The organism is Sphingomonas silueang (assembly GCF_040049155.1).
Classification (GTDB): Bacteria; Pseudomonadota; Alphaproteobacteria; order Sphingomonadales; family Sphingomonadaceae; genus Sphingomonas; species Sphingomonas silueang.
In genome coordinates this window covers 100,148-118,347 of the sequence record NZ_JBDZDK010000008.1, presented here as the reverse complement: position 1 = coordinate 118,347, position 18,200 = coordinate 100,148, and the positions used below count along the sequence as shown (strand labels likewise).

Below are 18,200 nucleotides of genomic sequence, written 5' to 3'. Positions count from 1 at the left end.
CAGCCGTACCGAATGCACCAGTTGCGCTCCCGTTCCGACGGGTCGTTTCCGCCTACTCGCGCCGGCGCACCGCCTTCAGATCGATGCCGAGGCGTTGTACCTTGTAATAGAAGGTCTTGCGCGGAATCCCGAGCCGGTCGATCGCCGTGCCGATTTCGCCGCCCGCCTGCGCCAGCGCGGTCAGGATCGCCTCGCGCTCGAACGCGGCGATCCTCTCGGGCAGCGTGCGGGCGGCATCATCCGCCGACTCGCCCGTAACGTCGGCGTCGAGGCCCAGCACGAACCGGTCGGCGAAATGCGCCAGTTCGCGGACGTTGCCCGGCCAGTCGTGCCGCGCCAGCCGGTCGCGCGCGGCATGGGTGAGCGGCGGCACCGCGCGGCGCAGCCGTGCCGCCGACGCATCGACCAGATGCGCGAACAGCAGCGGCACGTCCTGCCGCCGTTCGCGAAGCGGCGGCAGCCGCAGCCGCACCGCGGCTAGGCGATAGAGCAGCGCGGGGGCGATCGCGTCGTCGGCCCGCGCGCTTTCCTCCGCCGCCGTGGCGATCACCCGGACATCGACCGGGATCGGATCGCGCGGGCCGCGCAGCGTGCGCTCCTCCACCAGTTGCGTCAGCCGCGCCTGCAACGACCGCGACGCCTGATCGATGTCGTCGAGGAACAGCGTGCCGCGCGCCGCCGCCGCCACCCCGCGATCGCCGGTGGTGGCGAACAGTTCGGCATCGACCAGCGCATCGGGCAACGCGGCGCACGCGACCGGCACGAAGCGGTGCCGCGCCCGCCGCCCCGCGCGGTGGATCAGCCGGGCGAGCAGTTCCTTGCCGGTGCCGGTCTCTCCCTCGATCAGCAGGTCGATGTCGGCATTACCGAGCACCGGGATCATCTCGCGCAGCCGCACGATCGCGGCGGACTGCCCGACCAGCGCGACCTGTTCGGTGCTCGCCGCCGCCGCGCGCAGCCGCCGGTTGTCGAGCGCCAGCGTCCGCGCCGCCACCGCGCGGGTGACGGCGGCGACCAGCGCGTCGGGATCGAACGGCTTGGCGAGGAAGTCCCACGCCCCGCCCTTGATCAGGTTCACCGCGGTGGCGACATCGGCATGGCCCGTCACCAGCACCACCGGGAGCGCGGGATCGCGTTCGTGCAGGATGTGGAACAGCTCGATCCCCGACATGTGCGGCATGCGCACGTCGGTGACGACGATCCCGGCGAAGTCCGCATCGATCGCCAGCAGCGCGGGCGCCGCCGCCGCAAAGGGCAGCACGTCGAACCCGGCAAGCGTCAGCAACTGCGCGGTCGAGACGCGAAGATCCTCGTCGTCCTCGACCAGGATGATCCGGCCCGCTTCGGTCATGTCGCCTTCCGCAACGTCACCTCGAAACGGGCCCCCCGCGCCGAGGGCAGCAGGCGCAGCGTGCCGCCGAGATCGTTCATGATGTCCTGCGCGATCACCAGCCCCAGCCCCAGTCCCGCCGGGCGGCTGGTGGCGAAGGGGGTGAACAGCCGCTCGGCGATCGCGGGATCGATGCCGGGGCCGTTGTCCGCGACCACCAGCACGACGGTGCGATCGTCCTGCGTCAGTTCGACCGTGACGCCCGGATCGTCGCGCCCCTCCAGCGCCTCGACCGCATTCTGGAGCAGGTTGACCAGCACCTGTTCCAGCCGCACCCGCCCGGCGACGACCAGCAGGTCGTCCGGGATCGGCGACACGTGCAGCGCGACCCGCGACAGCCGTTCCTTCAGGATCAGCAGCGCGCCCTCCATCACCTCCGCCAGCGGCAACGGGCCGATCTCGCCGCTGCCCTTGCGGGCGAAGCCGCGCAGTTCCGACGTGACCGACCCGATCCGGTCGGTCAGCCGGGCGATGGCGGAGAGGTTGCCGACGACCGCCGCCGTATCGCCGCGCTCCAGCAGCTGGCGGCCGGCGGCGGCATAGTTGCGGATCGCCGCGACCGGCTGGGCCGTTTCATGCGCCACGCTGGCGGTGATCTGCCCCAGCGCGGCCAGCCGGTTCGCCTGGCGCAGCCCTTCGCGCAGTTCGGCGGCGCGCGATTCGGCGGCGATCCGCTCCTCGATCTCGGCGCGGAGCAGCCGGGTGCGGTCGGCCACCGCTGCCTCTAGTTCGCTGGTGCGGCGGGCGCGGCGGCGGGCACGCTCGCGCAGGGTCCAGCCGACGCCGAACAGCGCGAACAGCACCAGCAGCGTCGCCGCCTGCGCCCAGCGTACCGCGATTCCGACGCTGCGCGGCAACGGCATGGCGAGGTGGACCCGCCAGCCGGCGTCGTCGGGATCGGTGACGACATGCGCATAGGTCCCCGGCTCGCGCGGCAGGGTGATGGCATTGCCGCCCGCGACGAACGGCGCGGGTTTGAGCGCGGGCGCGCCGGTATCGCTGCGCACCGCGGCGGCTTCGGCAGGCGACAGCGGACGGGTCGTCGCATAGCGCCACGCCGGGCGGCTGGCGATCAGGATGACGCCGTGCGGATCGGTCACGAAGGTCAGCCCGCCCGCCGCGCGCCATTCGCGTTCGATCCGGTCGAACTCCAGCTTGACGACCACCACACCGCCGTCGGCGGTGCGGCGCGTGAGATAGAGGCCCGAGCGGCGGCTGACCGTGCCCAGCGCGAACTGCGTCGCCGATCCGTTGCGCACGGCATCCCGGAAATAGCGGCGGAAGCCGTAGCGTCGGCCGACGAACGTATCCGGCGCGCGCCAGTTGCTGGCGGCGATGGCAAGGCCGGTGCGGTCGGTCACATAGATCACTGACGCGCCCGTCGTGCGCGCCAGCCCCTCCAGCTTGCGGTCCAGCGCCGCCCGCGCGCCCGGCATGCCGCGCACCGCGCCCACCACGTCGCGGTCGTCGCTCAGCGCCAGCGGCATCAGCCGGAAGCGCGCGACCTCGCTGGCGAGCAGCACCTGCCGCAACCGCACGTCGGCGGTGGCGGTCGCGATCAGATCGGCCCGCGAACGCTGTTCGACCAGATGCCCGACGAACAACGCCAGCACGCCCGCCAGCGACAGCCCGGCGACCGCCCAGATCATCGTCCATAACCGGTGATTCTGTCGCATCGCGGCGATGCTACGTCGCCGTCCGGCCATGTGCAACAATTGACACATGCGGCGGCGTCCAGCGGCGAAAAATGGCGTACGACTGGTTCGTCACTTCGTTTATACCATTGTTCTGCAACGATATTTCCATAGCGATTGCGTTTTGGACAACCTGGATTGCACGAACCTATCCTGCCGCCATCGCGCAAATGTCGTCGCAGAACGGCGGGAGCGCATCCCAGAGGATGAAAGGCAGAACGCATGATGATTGCCCCCGCCACCGGCCACCCGCCGGTCCCGCCCGCCGCGAAGCCGTGGTACAAGCACCTCTATGTCCAGGTGCTGATCGCGATCGTCGCGGGCGTGCTGCTCGGCCATTTCTACCCCTCGACCGGTGAAGCGCTGAAGCCGATCGGCGATGCCTTCATCAAGCTGGTGAAGATGATCATCGCACCGGTCATCTTCCTGACGATCGTCACCGGCATCGCGGGGATGCGCGACCTCGCCAGCGTCGGCCGCGTCGCGGGCAAGGCGTTCGCCTATTTCCTCACCTTCTCGACGCTCGCGCTGATCGTCGGCCTGATCGTCGGCAACGTCGTCCAGCCGGGCGCGGGGCTGAACATCGATCCCGCGACGCTCGATACGTCGAAGGTCACCGAATATGCCGCCAAGGCGCACGACACCACGATCACCGGCTTCCTGACCGGCATCATCCCCGACACCTTCATCTCGGCGCTGACCGAGGGCAACATCCTCCAGACGTTGTTCGTCGCGATCCTGTTCGGCATCGGCCTCGCCATGATCGGCGACAAGGGCGAGCGCGTGCTCGACGCGCTGAACGACATCTCGATCGCCTTCTTCAAGGTCGTTGCGATCGTCATGAAGGCGGCGCCGATCGGTGCGTTCGGCGCGATGGCGTTCACCATCGGCAAATACGGCATCGGCACGCTGTTCAGCCTCGCCGCGCTGGTCGGCACCTTCTATCTCACCGCGCTGCTGTTCGTCGTCGTCGTCCTCGGCCTCGTCGCCCGGGCCTGCGGCTTCTCGATCTTCAAGCTGATCTCGTACCTGAAGGCCGAACTGCTGCTGGTGCTCGGCACCTCGTCGTCGGAAAGCGCGCTGCCCTCGCTGATCGAGAAGATGGAACGCGCGGGCATTCCGAAGTCGATCGTCGGGCTGGTCGTTCCCACCGGCTATTCGTTCAACCTCGACGGCACGAACATCTACATGACCATGGCCGCGCTGTTCATCGCCCAGGCGTGCAACGTCGACCTGACGCTCGGCCAGCAGCTGCTGCTCCTCGCCGTCGCGATGCTCTCGTCCAAGGGTGCGGCGGGCGTCACCGGCGCGGGCTTCATCACCCTTGCCGCCACGCTCTCGATCGTTCCCTCGGTGCCGGTCGCGGGCATGGCGCTGATCCTCGGCGTCGACCGCTTCATGAGCGAGTGCCGCAGCCTGACCAACTTCATCGGCAACGCGGTCGCCACCGTCGTCGTCGCCAAGTGGGAAGGCAAGCTGGACAAGCGCCAGTTCGACGAGGCGCTCGCCGGTCGCAGCGTCCGCGTCGACCAGATGCCCGAAGGCGCGGTTCCCGCCGAATAACGACAAGCCCCTGCCCCGCCGGCCGATGGGAATACCCCGGCCGGCGACATTCTGCCCGCCCCGCGAGGCACCGGAGAGGTAAAGATGAACATGTTCCTGCGGCTGAGCTGCACCACCGCCGCCCTGATGATCCCGGCCGTCGGCCATGCCGCGCCGGGTACCGCCGACGCCCCGGTCCCGCCGCAGGCCGCTCCGGTCGCCGCCCCGGTCGCCCTCGCCCTCGCCCCCGCCGCATCGACCGCACCCGCGCAGGGCGGATCGACCAACAGCAACTCGCCGTCGGTCTTCCCCGGCCCCGTGCCGGACAAGGGGACCGCCCGCCCGGTCGCGCAGGAATATCCCAGCACCGGCGTCGGCGACGGCGTGACCGCGGGCGGCTACAACCAGTCGCGCTGGGCCGAGGACTGGAGCAAGTATCGCGATCCCAAGAAGCGCGACGACATCCTCGACCGGCTGAAGTACATCCCGATCCTGAGCGACGAGGTGTATCTGACCCTGTCCGGCGAATTCCGCGCCCGCGTCAACCTGACCACCAACCCGAACCTGCGCGACCGCGAGGCGCAGCGGCAGGACATCTTCCGCGTCGTCGGCGGTGCCGACCTGCACATCGGCGACCATGTCCGCCTGTACGGCGAACTGGCGCATGCGGGCATGTCGGGCCGCAACCTCGGCGTGAAGGCGGGGCAGCTGCACAACGACCTCGTCGTGCAGCAGAGCTTCGTCGACGTGAAGGGCGAGCTGGGCGGCGTCGATGTCGGCGTGCGCTATGGTCGCCAGACCTTTGCCGACGGCCCCAACCTGATGGTCGTGCCGCGCGACAACAACACCATCTTCTTCGTCTACAACGGCGTGCGCGCGTGGGCGAAGGGCGACAGGATCCGCGGCGACGTGTTCGATTTCAAGACCACCCGGCTGGGCGTGGGCGGCACGCGCGACGACATCGTCGACGACAACCGCCGCTTCTCGGGCGGCACGGCGGGCTTCGTCCTGCCCAAGACGCTGTTCGGCGGATCGAACCTGTTCTTCGATCCCTTCGTCTGGGGGCTGCGCAACAGCAACGCCGTGTGGGGCGGCCGCACCGCCGAGGAAGTCCGCAAATTCTACGGCCTGCACCTCTATGGCGATGCCGGTCCGGTGAACCTCGACTGGACGGTCAACTACCAGGGCGGCGAATTCGACGATCGGCCGATCTCGGCATGGCTGGTCCTGCTCCAGCAGACCTACAAGGTCGGCAAGTCGAAGACCGCGCCGCGCGTCGGCTTCCACTTCGACTATGCGAGCGGCGGCAATTCGTACAACGGCGGCACGCTCAAGACCTCGCTCGCGCCGTTCGGCAACAACATCTACTACAGCTATCAGCTGTACGCGACGCCGACCAACTTGATCGCCTTCGCCCCCAGCGTGCAGTTCCAGCCGCACAGCAAGGTCCGCGTGGCGGCGGAATATCAGCTGTCGTGGCGCGACAGCCTGAACGATGCGGTATACCGCGCCAACGGACAGGCGTTCGCGGGCACGCAGCTCGGCGATTCGCGCAAGATCGCCGACACGATCCGGCTCCAGGCGATCTATGCGATCAGCCCGCGGGTCAGCATCACCGGGCGCTACGAGCATCTGATCGCCGGTCCCGCGCTGACCGACGCGGGGTATCGCAGTTCCGACTTCCTGGCAGGCTGGATCAGCTTCCGCTTCTGATCCGCCGGCCCTGCTGACGCCCCGGTGCCCGTCGCCGGGGCGTTTCTCCGTCCATGTAACACGAGTGTGCCCATGACCGCCGCCCCCCATGCCGCCGCGCGCGCCCTGCTCGCCGATCCGCTGACCAACAAGGGCACCGCCTTTACCGAGGCGGAGCGTGACACGCTGGGGCTGCACGGGCTGCTGCCGCCGCATGTCGGCACGCTCGACAGCCAGATCGAGCGGCGGCGGCGGGCGCTGGCGCGGATGCCGGACGATTTCCAGCGCTATGCCTTTCTGCGCGAATTGCAGGATTCCAACGAGGTGCTGTTCCACGCGCTGGTGCAGCGCGACCTGCCCGCGATGCTGCCGCTGGTCTATACCCCGACCGTGGGCGAGGGCTGCGAGCGGTTCAGCGAGATCTGGCACCGTCCGCGCGGGCTGTTCCTGTCATGGCCCAACCGGCACCGCATCGCCGACATCCTCGCCGATCCGGCGCTGGACCGGGTGAAGGTGATCGTCGTCAGCGACGGCGAACGCATCCTCGGGCTGGGCGACCAGGGCGCGGGCGGCATGGGCATTCCGATCGGCAAGCTGGCGCTCTACACCGCCTGCGCCGGGGTCCATCCCGCCGAGGTGCTGCCGATCCTGCTCGACGTCGGCACCGACAACGAGGCGCGGCGCGACGACCCGCTCTATGTCGGCTGGCGCCACCCGCGCGTCCGCGGCGCCGAATACGACGCCTTCGTCGAGGATTTCGTCACCGCCGTCGCCGCGCGCTTCCCCGGCGTGCTGCTGCAATGGGAGGATTTCGCCGGGCACAACGCCTATCGCCTGCTCGAACGCTATCGCGACCGGCTGCTGAGCTTCAACGACGATATCCAGGGCACCGCCGCCACCGCCGTCGGCACGCTGCTGTCGGCGATCGGGCGGACCGGCGTGCCGCTCGCCGAACAGCGCATCGTGCTGTTCGGCGCGGGCGCGGCGGGCGGGGGCATCGCCGAGATGCTGGTGCAGGCGCTGGCGGGCGAAGGGCTGAGCGAGACCGACGCCCGCGCGCGTATCTGGGCGGTGGATCGCGACGGGCTGATCCTGTCGGACATGGAGGGGTTGAGCGGCCCCCAGGCGGCGCTGGCGCGCGCGTCCGGCGAGGTCGCCGACTGGACCCGCACCGCGCACGGCGCGATCGACCTGTTCGAGACGGTCGCCAACGTCCACCCGACCGTGCTGATCGGCGCATCGGGCCAGCACGGCGCGTTCAGCGAGGCGGTGGTGCGCACCATGGCGCAGCATGTCGCCCGCCCGGTCATCTTCCCGCTCTCCAACCCCGTATCGCGGGCCGAGGCGCATCCGTCCGACCTGCTGCGCTGGAGCGCGGGCCGCGCGCTGATCGGCACGGGCAGTCCGTTCGGCGTGGACGGGGTAACGCAGGTCAACAACGTCTACATCTTCCCCGGCGTCGGCCTGGGTGCGCTGGCGGCGGGGGCGCGGGCGATCACCGACGGCATGTTCATGGCCGCCGCCCGCGCGCTGGGCAGCATGGGCGGGGCCGATACGCTGCTCCCCCCGATCGAGCGGTTGCGCGACGTGGCGCTCGACATCGCGCAGGTGGTGGCGGAACAGGCGGTCGCCGACGGGGTGGCGACCACCCCCGACACGATCGACCGCGACGCGATCGCCGCGCGGATGTGGACCGCCGCCTATTGAGGCACGGCGGGCCGCATCCGGCCCGGTGGCATCGGTCCGTCCCGTCGCCTGCCGCGGGTCGGCGGGGAGGCCCGCGGGAACTTTGCCCGCCCTGACGGCTTGGTCGCCCACCCGCACCCGTCCAGCTCAGGTTCACCGCGAACCGGGCAGGACGGGGTCTGAAAGGAACGACCATGAAGACCTTGCTGAACGCCTTCGCCGCCCTCGGCCTGCTGGTCACCAGCGCCACCGCCGCCGTCGTCGCCACGCCGGATACCGCCGCCGCCCAGTCGCGCGACTGGCGTGACGGGCGCGGCTATGATCGCCGCGACGACCGCCGGTGGCGTGACGACCGACGCCACGACCGGCGCTGGCGTGATGACCGGCGCGGTCGCGATTGGCGCGACGACCGGCGCGGTCGCGACTGGCGCGGCGATCGCGGACGCCATCGCGGCCCGGTGGTGCGCGAACGGATCATCGACCCGCGCTCGCGCGAGGCCCGCGCCATGGGTGTCGAGTATCGCGGCGGGTGCCGCTATGTGATCCGCAACGGCCGTCGCGTCTGCGGTTGAGCCATGCGCCGGGGGGCAGGATCGCCCCCCGGCGTTCGACCGGCTGAACCCCCTGCATCCCGAAGGACGCCGGACCGCCCTGCCCTGCGCTCCCCGTAACGGACAGCGCATGGTGAGGCGGAACCCCCGTCAGAACCGCAGGCGTGCCCCCGCGAGGATCGATTCCTGGTGATCGTCGCGCCCGTTCTGCGCGCTGCCGACCGCATAGATTTCGAGGTTGCGGCCGTAACGATAGGTGACGCCGCCGGTCGCGGTGGCGACCATCGGCGCCCGCCCGACGCCCAGTGCCAGCAGCCCCAGCCCGCCCCCGGCATAGCCGCCCAGCGCATCGGCGCGCGTACCGATCGTCTGGTAGCGCCCGCCCAGCGTCACGAACGGCCGGAACGGATCGTCCGACGTCTCGCTGCGCCCGAAGGTGATCCCGGCATCGACGAAGCTGGCGCGATGCTGGTCCCGCGCGACGTTCAGCGCGAAGGCCGCGCTGCCGCTTTCCTGCACCGCTTCCCGCGTCGTCCGCACCATCGTGGCACCGAGGCGCGGCGTGATCGCCCAGCCGTTGGCGAGCTGCGCGGCATAGTAGATCGACTGGTCCATGCTCCAGCTCGTCAGGTCGTAGCGACCGAGCGTGATGCCGTTCGCGCCGGGCACGAAACGGTCGGTGCGCGCCTTGGCGTCGTTGTAGACGATCGACGCGGCGAAGCCGAAGCCGCTGGGATCGCGGTAGCGGGCGACGCCGCCGACCACCACGCCGTCCGCCTGGGTCCGCGCGCCGAGCTCGCGGATGAACTGGCGCGTGTCGAGCCAGCCCGCGAACATGCCGACCATGCCGTCGCCGGTGCCGTAGCCGATGCCGCCGAGATAGCCATAGCCCTGCGACGCCGCCTTGCTGATCCCCTGATCGGCATCCGCCCCCAACCGATGCCACTGGCCGACCGACTGGGCGAACAGATAGGCGCCGGGATCGGTGCGGGTGGTGGCGAACGCCGGGCCGCGCGTGGTCTCGGCAAGGGCCAGCGCATTGTCGACCCCGATCTGCGTCGCCGAGGCATAGGCTTCGGGCGTGATCAGCGCGAACTGGCGCGGATTGGCATTGCCGTCGCCCGCTGCGGTCAGCAGCACGGGCAGCGCATTGCCGAGCGCGCTGTTGTCACCCTGCAGCAGCAGCGTGCGGTTGGCATAGGCGACGCTGCGCGCGACCTGCGGATTGAAGGTCGCATCGGTGCGGAACTGCCCGATCAGCGCGATACGATTGCCCTGCTGCGCCACATAACCGAACAGCGACGACGGCTTGGCGATGTTGGTGTAGCTGCCGGTGATCCCGCCGGTCGCGGTGATCAGCTCGAACGAGGTACCCGGGCGGACATAGCCGGTGGGCGCGAGCTGGAGCGTCGCCCCGTTCTGGATCGTCAGCGCGCCGTTCACCGCCAGCCGGTCCGCCGCGCTCTGGTTCAGCTCGAACAGCGACGTCGAGCTGCCGAGCAGCGTGACGTTGCCGTTCACCACCATCGTCCCGATCGACGAACCGGGGCTGAGCACCCCGGCGACCGTCAGATTGCCGTTGACCACGCCCGACGAGCCGAAGACCGCCCCCGTCCCGACGTTGATCTGCGACGCGGTGATCGTCGATCCGGCAAGGCCGACCAGCCGCCCGCCGCCGAGCGACGTGACGCCCAGCGTCCCGCTGCCCGCCAGCGTGGCATAGCCGCCGGTCATCGCGAACGCCTCGACATTGGCGATCGAATCGAACGCCACCGGTGCCGACGCGCTGCCGCCCGACACGCTGATCGTGTCGCTGCCCGCCCCGCCGTCGATCGCGCCCGCGAACTGGCCCGCGATGGTGAAGCGCTGGTCGCCCGCGCCGAACGCCACCTGCCGCGCGGTCAGGCGACCGTCGGCGGCGATCGTCAGGTCGGTGCCCGGCGTCACCCGGTCGTAGCTGTGGGTGCCGGTCAGCGTCAGGATGCCGCTGCCGGTGGTCGCCAGCGTCTCGAAGCCGGTCAGCACCCCTTCGCCGAGCGTGCGGTTGCCCGCCAGATCGAACACCGCGGTATCGTTGCCCGCCCCGCCCGAAGCGGTGCCGACGAGGAACGCATTGCCGACCAGCCGCAGCATGTCGTTGCCGCCGCCGAGGTCGATCGCCCCGCCCAGCGTGCCGCCGTTGGCGACGGTCAGCGACAGGTCGTTGCCGCCGAACCAGATCGCCCCGTTGTTCGCCAGCAGGCCGGTGACGGTCAGCGAACCGCTGTCCACCTGCACCGCCTCGAACCCGGTCGCCCGGCCGGTCAGCGTCACCGCGCCGGTATTGGCGAAGGTCAGCAGATCGTTGCCGGTGCCGCCGTCATAGCCGCCCACGGCGTTCGCGGTGCCGAGCGACAGCCGGTCGTCCCCGCCCGCCAGCGCGACCACCGACGCATCGCCGTCGATCGCGACCCATTCGCTCGCATCGCTGCCCTGGATCGTGCCGACCCGGTTGCCGCGCTGCGTCAGGTTCAGCCACGTGCCGTTGAGGATGATCTGGTCCAGCGCCTCGGTCTGCGCCAGCGACAGCAGGCCATAGCCGTCGATCTGCAACCGCTCGAACCCGCGGATGCTGCCCAGCCCGTTGCGGTTGCCCGCGAGGATCACGTTGTACAGGTCGTTGCCCGCGCCGCCGTCGACGGTACCGGTCACGCGCGATCCCGCCTGGTCGACGAACACGTCGTCGCCGGTGCCGAGCAGGACCGATCCCGCAATCAGCCCGGCGTTGACGACGCGGTCGTTGCCGCCGCCCAGCGACACCGATCCGGCGATGGTGCCGTTGTTGGTGACCGTCTCCGCGCCGTCGCTGCCGGTGATCGCGGTGTCGCCCGCGCTGCTTAGCGTCTGGCCCGCCGCGACCGTCACCGATCCGCCGCTGACGCTCACCGTGTTGAAGCGGAAGGTGCCCGAATAGGTGACGTTGCCGCTGCCGATCTGACTGAAGCGCTCGAAATTGACGAACTGGTCGCCGTTGACGCTGCCGCCGCCGGTCGCGTCGAGGATGAAGCCGTCGTCACCCTCGCCCGCATCGACCGTGCCGATCTGCGTCGCGACGGCGCTGTGCAGGAAGATGTCGTCGCCCGCGCCGAGGAACACGTCGCCCTCGATCCGGCCGTAATTCTCTACCCGGTCGTCGCCGCCGAGCAGGCTGATCGAGCCGGTGATCGTGCCGGCATTGAAGATCCGGTCGTTGCCGTCCGACCCCTGCACCGCACCCGCCAGATAGGGTGCGCCGATCAGCGCACCGGTCAGGTCGTCATCGGCCAGCACCGTGCCCGCACCGCCGCGGATGGTGCCGAAGTTGGTGATGTCGAGCGTGGCGCCGAGCGATCCGATCGCGTTGGAGCGCGCGCCGGTCGCCTCGATCACGCCGCTGGCATAGTTGGTGATCGCGGCGGTTACGCCGATCGGTGTCTCGACCAGAACTGCGTTGGCGGGCCGCGTGTAGAGATACGGACGGTCGGAGATCTCGAGGATTTCGCGACCACCGGCGTTGGCGCGGATCGTGCCGCTGTTCTGGATCGCGATGCCCAGCGTCCCGAGGGCCGGCGCATCGGGTCGGATCGCCACCGACAACCCGGCATTGGCGCTGCTGAGCGCCTCGATCGTGCCGCTGTTGTTGACGAGGATCTGCCCGTTACCCGGCGTTCCGTTCACCGCCAGGGTGACGGCGGCCGGATCGAAGCTGTCCTCCGGGCGCCGCGACGTGACCGTGCCGCTGTTGTTGAAGACCAGCGCGAACGGCTCGCCCGTCGCCAGCGCCGTCGCCCCGGTGGTGCTCGCCAGGACGCCGCCGCCGGTGATGGTCCCGTTGTTGGTCGCGACGATCGAACCGTCGCTCGACAGCCGGACGGCTGCGCTGACACCGGCGTTGCGAATGGTCCCGTCGTTCTGGAACGAGAAGCTGCCTTCGCGCGACTGATGCACCGCGAAATAGGAGAGCCCGGCGGTTTCGATGGTGCCGCTGTTCAGGAAATTGCCGACACTGCCGTAGAAACCGGCGATGGTCGCCTGATTGGTAAAGCTTGCCAGCCCGCTCAGGCGCAGGTCGTCCGGGGTGCTGAACGGCAGTGACGAGTCATACTGCGCATCGGCAAAGATGCCGTTGGTGACGTTCACCTTGTTGACGATCGAACCCGTGCCGTAGAGCGTCAGCTGATTATAGGCCCGATCCGCCTCCACGGTGACGACCGTGTCGGCGCCGAGCGCCTCGACCGACTCCCGCTCGAATCGGGTGGCGGTGCGCACGCCGAGGGTCACGACCCCGCTTGCGGTGCGGCGATAGCGGTAGGTATCCAGACCGGTACCGCCGTCGATCGTGCCGGTCACGCCGGTCTGCCCATCGGTTTCGACGAACAGGTCGTTGCCGCCCCCAAAGGTCAGATTGCCGCGCAGCACGCCGCCATTGGCGACATAGGCTGCCGACTGGCCGAAGAAACCGGTGCTGATTAGGTTTACCGAACCCTCGATGGTTCCGGCGTTGAACACGGCCATGTTCTGCCCGATGATCGCGGTACCGCCGGTCCCCGCAATCGTGCCGCCCTGTCCGTTCCGAACCGCCAGATTGCCGTAGTAGTTCGATTCGGCCTGTACGATGGCCGGTCCGCTCGCGCTCGCGATGCGACCGGTGTTGACGATGGACCTCGCCTCGTTCGGGTATCCGAACGCATCGAACGCCGCTGCAGGGCCGCCCACCTCGATCGTGCCGGTGTTGATCAGACTGCGAACGTTGCGAACGCCGGTCCCCGCTAAGCCGCCGGCCGCCTGGACGATACGCCCCGCGTTCGTGACATTCAGCGAACCGTTCACGCCGATGCCGCCGTCAAGCGTGATCGTACCGGCGTTTACCACCTGCTGCCCGCCCGCCACGGCGCTGGCCTTGTCATTGGCCGATCCGCGGTCATACACGCCGATCGCACCCAAATTGGTGAAGGTGGTACCTACGCTGCCGACCACGGCGGCCGTGACGTTGTTCTGCACCGTGCGATTGAGCAGCAGCGTGCCGCGATTGATCAACTCCAGATCCTGCACCGCCGTTTCGGCCGTCGATGCCAGGGTCGGCGTCCGCAGGATGAAGATCGGCGACGTAGCCGCCGTCAGGTTCAGCGCGCTTTCGACGGTGCCGTTCCCTGCGAACAGCAGCGGACGTGCCGACGCGAGTCCGGTCAGGGTCAGCTTCGCATCGTCGTACAGGTCGAACCCGATCCCGGCGAAACTGCCCGGATCGACGCTGTAGGACGCATCGGAACGCAGGCGATAGACCAGTTGCGCGTCAGGCGCGTTCACCGAGCCGGTGATACCGGCATAGGTGCCGGGACCGCTGTTGGCGAACTCGACGACGAGCGTACCGCCGCGCCCGAGGAAAAGATTGCCGTTCAGCACGCCGCCACGCTCCGCAAAATACCGGTTTCGCCGGACTTCCCTGTCGGTCAACCTTGCCAACTGCACATCGCCGTTGATGGTACCAGCGTTGGCCACGGTCGCGGAATTCACGTTCGCGTCGTAAAATGAAGAGGAGCCGAAACCGACGATACCAGCGGAAAGCCCCGACACGACCCCGCCTGCCGCATTGATGAGCGTCGCCCCCGACCGCATCCGCACGCCGGTGTCGCCCGAACTGATCGTTCCGCTGTTGCGCAGCGTTCCGTTGAGGATCACGCCGCTGCTGCCGCCGGAGATGCGACCGCGGTTTTCCGAAGCGGGCGACGAACCGAAGAGACCGAAATCGACCCCGGTACCATTCGCGCTGATCTGCCCGGTATTGAGGAAACTCGCGATAGAAAGGCTGACGCCGGTATCTCTGGCGGTGATCGATCCGCTGTTCCGGAACGTCGATGCGGCGGTCCCGCCGACACTTACGCCGCTGCCGGTCGATATCACCGTCCCGCGGTTATCGAAGCTGCCGCCGTTCCGCCAGTAGACGGCGTCAGAATAACTGCTCGGCGCGGTCGTGCGGATGGTGCCCTCGTTCACCAGCGTCAAGCCCGAGTATCCGGCCATGCTCGCGAACACGTTGTTTTCCGAAGTCAGGCTGGCACGATTGATGATCGTTCCGCTGCTGTCCGAACCCGCCTGGATCGTGCCTGGCGATGCGAAGCCCGCGTCGAGTGTCACCGTGCTGTCGTTATCCACGATCAGACCGCGATTCTCGAAGCCCGTGGGCATCGTCAACGCCGGACCGACCACTGCATCGCTGGTGAAGTGCACCAGCAGCAGGTCGAAACCGGCCCCGCCGTCGATCTCGCCACTGATGCCCGTACGGAGCGCGCCATCGGCATAACCGACGACCAGCGTATCGCTTCCGGACCCGAAACGGACATCGCCGGTGATGGTACCGACAGAATTATCGATATAGCTGTTAAAATACAGGGGCGACGTCATGATCACGTTGCCGACGATCTCGCCGTCGTTCACCAACCGCAAACTGCCGGCCGCGCTGATCGCCGTCGAACCACCGCTGGTGATCCTGCCCCCGATATCGTTCAACAATTCGATGCTTGATCCATCGATCGCAGCGCCACTGCCGCTATTGGCGATGACCCCCGAGTTGCCGATCTGCAGATAGTTGCGATACGACAATGTACTCGATGCAGCACTGTTGACGATTTTACCGGCATTGAAAATCGCCGAGTAACTATTGGAAGCAGACGTCGAAAAAACGGCGCTCCGCCTGTCGCCGTCGATCGTTCCGGCGTTGTCGATTGTCCTGATCGGGGCGAGGATCGCACCGATGTTCCCGGTCGATTGGTTGATGATGGAACTAACGAAAGAACTACTGCTGCCGCTGTATATTGCAACGCCGGACCGACCGGAAATCGTACCCGCGTTGTCGACGCTGACGTTCGTCGAATTCCTGCTGTTACTGGACATGAAGAGCCCAACGTAGCCGGTGACGGTAGCGCCCTCGGCGACGCGCAGGTCCATATTGTTCGCGCCGTAGCCCAAGCCGTTGGCCAGGGCTGTCAGACGAATCCCTTCCCTGGTGCCACCGTCGACGGCTCCGTTGACCGCCACCTGGGCATATGACCAACTATAATCGGTGGCTGGCCGATAAATGTCGATTGCCGGACTGCCATTGCCTTGAACGACCGCACCGCTTGCCACCGTGATACGCGGGCTGGCGCCCGCCGACCGAACCCCGTCAGGGTCGGTGCCGGTACAGATGATCTCGGCATTCTGTGGCGCCGGATCGGGGGTGCACTGCGCATAGGCCGGTGCGGCGACGCACGCCGCCAGCGCGATCGCGGTCGAGCCCAACGCGCGGCTCCGGGCACGCGCGGACATCGTGAGCTTCGTGTTCATAGTTCCCCCATCACTTTATCATGATGAATATCGCGGCGGTCGACCTGTTGTCCATGAAGAATCGTGAACTACAGCCGTAACGGGTTAAACTTGGGAAAACTTGGCATGACTGATAGAATAACAGCATATGGAATAAGATGAGCGTCACGGCGAACCGGGCGGGCGGTCGCCAGGCGCCTCAGGGGGCCGTCACCGCCCACACCAGAAATGCCGCCCCCGCCAGCAGCGTGCCGAGCGGCAGGCGGTCGTCGGCGCGCACCCGCCCGCCCTGCGCCGCACCCGCCGCCACCGCCGCCAGCCCGGCCAGCGCCGCGATCAGCAGGACCAGCGGCAACGCCCGCCAGCCGAGCCACAGGCCGATCGCGCCGAACAGCTTCGGATCGCCCCCGCCCAGCCCGATCCGTCCGCGCACGCGCCGATAGGCGGCGGCGAGGAGCCACAGGCTGCCGAACCCCGCGACGCCCCCGATCGCGCGCGCCGCCGGATCGGGCGTGACCCCGGCGATCCCGCCGATCCCCGCCACTACCGCCAGCGACAAAGTCAGCCGGTCCGGCAGCCAGAAGGCGGCAAGGTCGATCGCGCCGAGCGCCAGCAGCAGCCAGCCGCACGCCGCCCCGGCCACGCCCGCCGGCCCCGGTGCGACGAGCCCGGCGGTGACGCCGATGCCCGCGCCCAGCAGTTCGATGACGAAATGGCTCGGCGCGATTGCGGCACGGCACGTCCGGCACCGTCCGCGCAGGAGCAGGAAGCTCGCCAGCGGCACCAGTTCGACCGGTCGCAGCACCCGTCCGCAGCCGTCGCAGGCGGATCGGCCATGGGCGACGCCGCGCCCCTCCGGCCAGCGCAGCGCGATCGTCGCGATGAAGCTGCCGAACACCGCGCCCAGCACCCCGAGCAGGATCGGCCAGAACGGGGGCGGCAGCGACATGGACATGACCGCGCCTATCGCGCGAAGCCGTGGGCGGAGCAACTCGGCTGGCGTCCGCCCTGCGCTGCGCCTAGATATGGTTTCAAACGAAACAGATGCTTCAGGAGAGCAGCCGCCATGTCCGATCCCGCCAAGACCGATCCGGTCGTCATCCTGTCCTATGCGCGCACGCCGATGGGCAGCTTCCAGGGCAGCCTTGCCGGAGCGAGCGCGACGCAGCTCGGCGCGACCGCGGTCGGCGCGGCGGTGGAACGGGCCGGGCTGTCGGGCGAGGCGGTCGAGCGCATCTACATGGGCTGCGTGCTGCCCGCGGGCCTCGGACAGGCCCCGGCGCGGCAGGCGGCGCTGGGTGCGGGCCTGCCGACCCATGTCGAGGCGACGACGGTCAACAAGATGTGCGGATCGGGGATGCAGGCGGCGATCATGGCCGCCGAGGCGCTGGCGGCGGGCTCCGCCGACCTGATCGTCGCGGGCGGCATGGAGAGCATGACCAACGCGCCCTATCTCTCCACCCGGCATCGCGGCGGTGCGCGGATCGGCCACGACCGGTTGATGGACCATATGTATCTCGACGGCCTGGAGGATGCCTATGAGCCAGGGCGGCTGATGGGCAGCTTCGCCGAGGCGACGGCGGCGGCGTACCAGTTCACGCGGGCAGCGCAGGACGAATATGCGATCGAATCGCTTCACCGGGCGCAGCGCGCGCAGGGGTCGGGCGCGTTCGATCGCGAGATCGTCGCGGTGGAGGTCGCGGGGCGCAAGGGCAGCACGACCGTGCGCGTCGACGAACAGCCCGCGCGCGGCGACGTGGCGAAGATCCCGACGCTGAAGCCCGCCTTTTCCAAGGACGGCACGATCACCGCCGCCAACGCCTCGTCCATCTCGGACGGGGCGGCGGCGCTGGTGCTGACGCGGCAGTCGGTCGCCGACCGGCTGGGCCTCGCCCCGGTCGCGCGGGTGGTCGCCCATGCCGCGCACGCCCATGCGCCCGCCGATTTCGCGACCGCGCCGGTATTCGCGATGCGCAAGGCGCTGGCGCGCGCGGGCTGGTCCGCGACCGATGTCGATCTGTTCGAGGTGAACGAGGCGTTCGCCTGCGTCGCGATGATCGCGATGCGCGACCTGTCGCTGCCGCACGACGCGCTGAACGTCCATGGCGGGGCCTGTGCGCTGGGCCATCCGATCGGGGCGAGCGGGGCGCGGGTGCTGGCGACGCTGCTGTCGGCGCTGGAGACGCACGGCCAGCGGCGCGGGCTCGCCTCGCTGTGCATCGGCGGCGGCGAGGCGACGGCGATGGCGGTGGAGTTGCTGGACTGACGCCCCCACCCCAACGGAACTTTCGCCGCCCGCCCGGCATATGCTACGCTCGGGCGTAG

11 protein-coding genes are annotated in these 18,200 nt (G+C 69.0%); 7 read left to right on the top strand and 4 right to left on the bottom strand.

The window, feature by feature from the left end; all coding sequences use genetic code 11:
* Positions 1 to 52: 52 nt before the first annotated feature.
* Positions 53 to 1,351: a sigma-54-dependent transcriptional regulator gene (locus ABLE43_RS10135; RefSeq protein ID WP_348978378.1), complete on the bottom strand. Its 1,299-nt coding sequence runs from the start codon at positions 1,349 to 1,351 to the stop codon at positions 53 to 55.
* A complete protein-coding gene (locus ABLE43_RS10130; RefSeq protein WP_348978377.1) occupies positions 1,348 to 3,039 on the bottom strand; it encodes a sensor histidine kinase in 1,692 nt (563 codons plus the stop codon). Before ABLE43_RS10130 ends, ABLE43_RS10135 begins: the two co-directional genes overlap by 4 nt.
* Positions 3,040 to 3,306: 267 nt before the next feature.
* Between ABLE43_RS10130 and ABLE43_RS10125 the strand changes: the two genes are divergently transcribed.
* From ABLE43_RS10125 to ABLE43_RS10110, 4 genes are all read left to right on the top strand, one after another.
* Complete coding sequence (locus ABLE43_RS10125; RefSeq protein WP_348978376.1) at positions 3,307 to 4,647, top strand: dicarboxylate/amino acid:cation symporter; 1,341 nt, start codon at positions 3,307 to 3,309, stop codon at positions 4,645 to 4,647.
* Between the two features lie 84 nt (positions 4,648 to 4,731).
* Complete coding sequence (locus ABLE43_RS10120) at positions 4,732 to 6,339, top strand: alginate export family protein (RefSeq protein ID WP_348978375.1); 1,608 nt, start codon at positions 4,732 to 4,734, stop codon at positions 6,337 to 6,339.
* Positions 6,340 to 6,411: 72 nt separating this feature from the next.
* A complete protein-coding gene (locus ABLE43_RS10115) occupies positions 6,412 to 8,025 on the top strand; it encodes an NAD-dependent malic enzyme (protein WP_348978374.1) in 1,614 nt (537 codons plus the stop codon).
* Positions 8,026 to 8,198: 173 nt separating this feature from the next.
* Positions 8,199 to 8,576: a hypothetical protein gene (locus tag ABLE43_RS10110; protein ID WP_348978373.1), complete on the top strand. Its 378-nt coding sequence runs from the start codon at positions 8,199 to 8,201 to the stop codon at positions 8,574 to 8,576.
* Between the two features lie 129 nt (positions 8,577 to 8,705).
* Here the strand turns inward: ABLE43_RS10110 and ABLE43_RS10105 are convergent, their stop codons facing one another.
* Complete coding sequence (locus tag ABLE43_RS10105; RefSeq protein WP_348978372.1) at positions 8,706 to 14,975, bottom strand: autotransporter outer membrane beta-barrel domain-containing protein; 6,270 nt, start codon at positions 14,973 to 14,975, stop codon at positions 8,706 to 8,708.
* Between ABLE43_RS10105 and ABLE43_RS10100 the strand changes: the two genes are divergently transcribed.
* Positions 14,974 to 15,159, top strand: coding sequence for a hypothetical protein (locus ABLE43_RS10100; RefSeq protein WP_348978371.1), 186 nt, complete (start codon positions 14,974 to 14,976; stop codon positions 15,157 to 15,159). The genes ABLE43_RS10105 and ABLE43_RS10100 overlap by 2 nt on opposite strands.
* Before the next feature lie 72 nt (positions 15,160 to 15,231).
* Complete coding sequence (locus ABLE43_RS10095; RefSeq protein WP_348978370.1) at positions 15,232 to 15,480, top strand: hypothetical protein; 249 nt, start codon at positions 15,232 to 15,234, stop codon at positions 15,478 to 15,480.
* Positions 15,481 to 16,074: 594 nt separating this feature from the next.
* Here ABLE43_RS10095 and ABLE43_RS10090 read toward each other — a convergent pair.
* Complete coding sequence (locus ABLE43_RS10090) at positions 16,075 to 16,830, bottom strand: prepilin peptidase (RefSeq protein WP_348978369.1); 756 nt, start codon at positions 16,828 to 16,830, stop codon at positions 16,075 to 16,077.
* A 111-nt stretch (positions 16,831 to 16,941) separates the two neighbouring features.
* Between ABLE43_RS10090 and ABLE43_RS10085 the strand changes: the two genes are divergently transcribed.
* Positions 16,942 to 18,141, top strand: a complete 1,200-nt coding sequence (locus ABLE43_RS10085) for an acetyl-CoA C-acyltransferase (protein WP_348978368.1) — start codon at positions 16,942 to 16,944, stop codon at positions 18,139 to 18,141.
* The last annotated feature ends 59 nt before the right edge of the window (positions 18,142 to 18,200 follow it).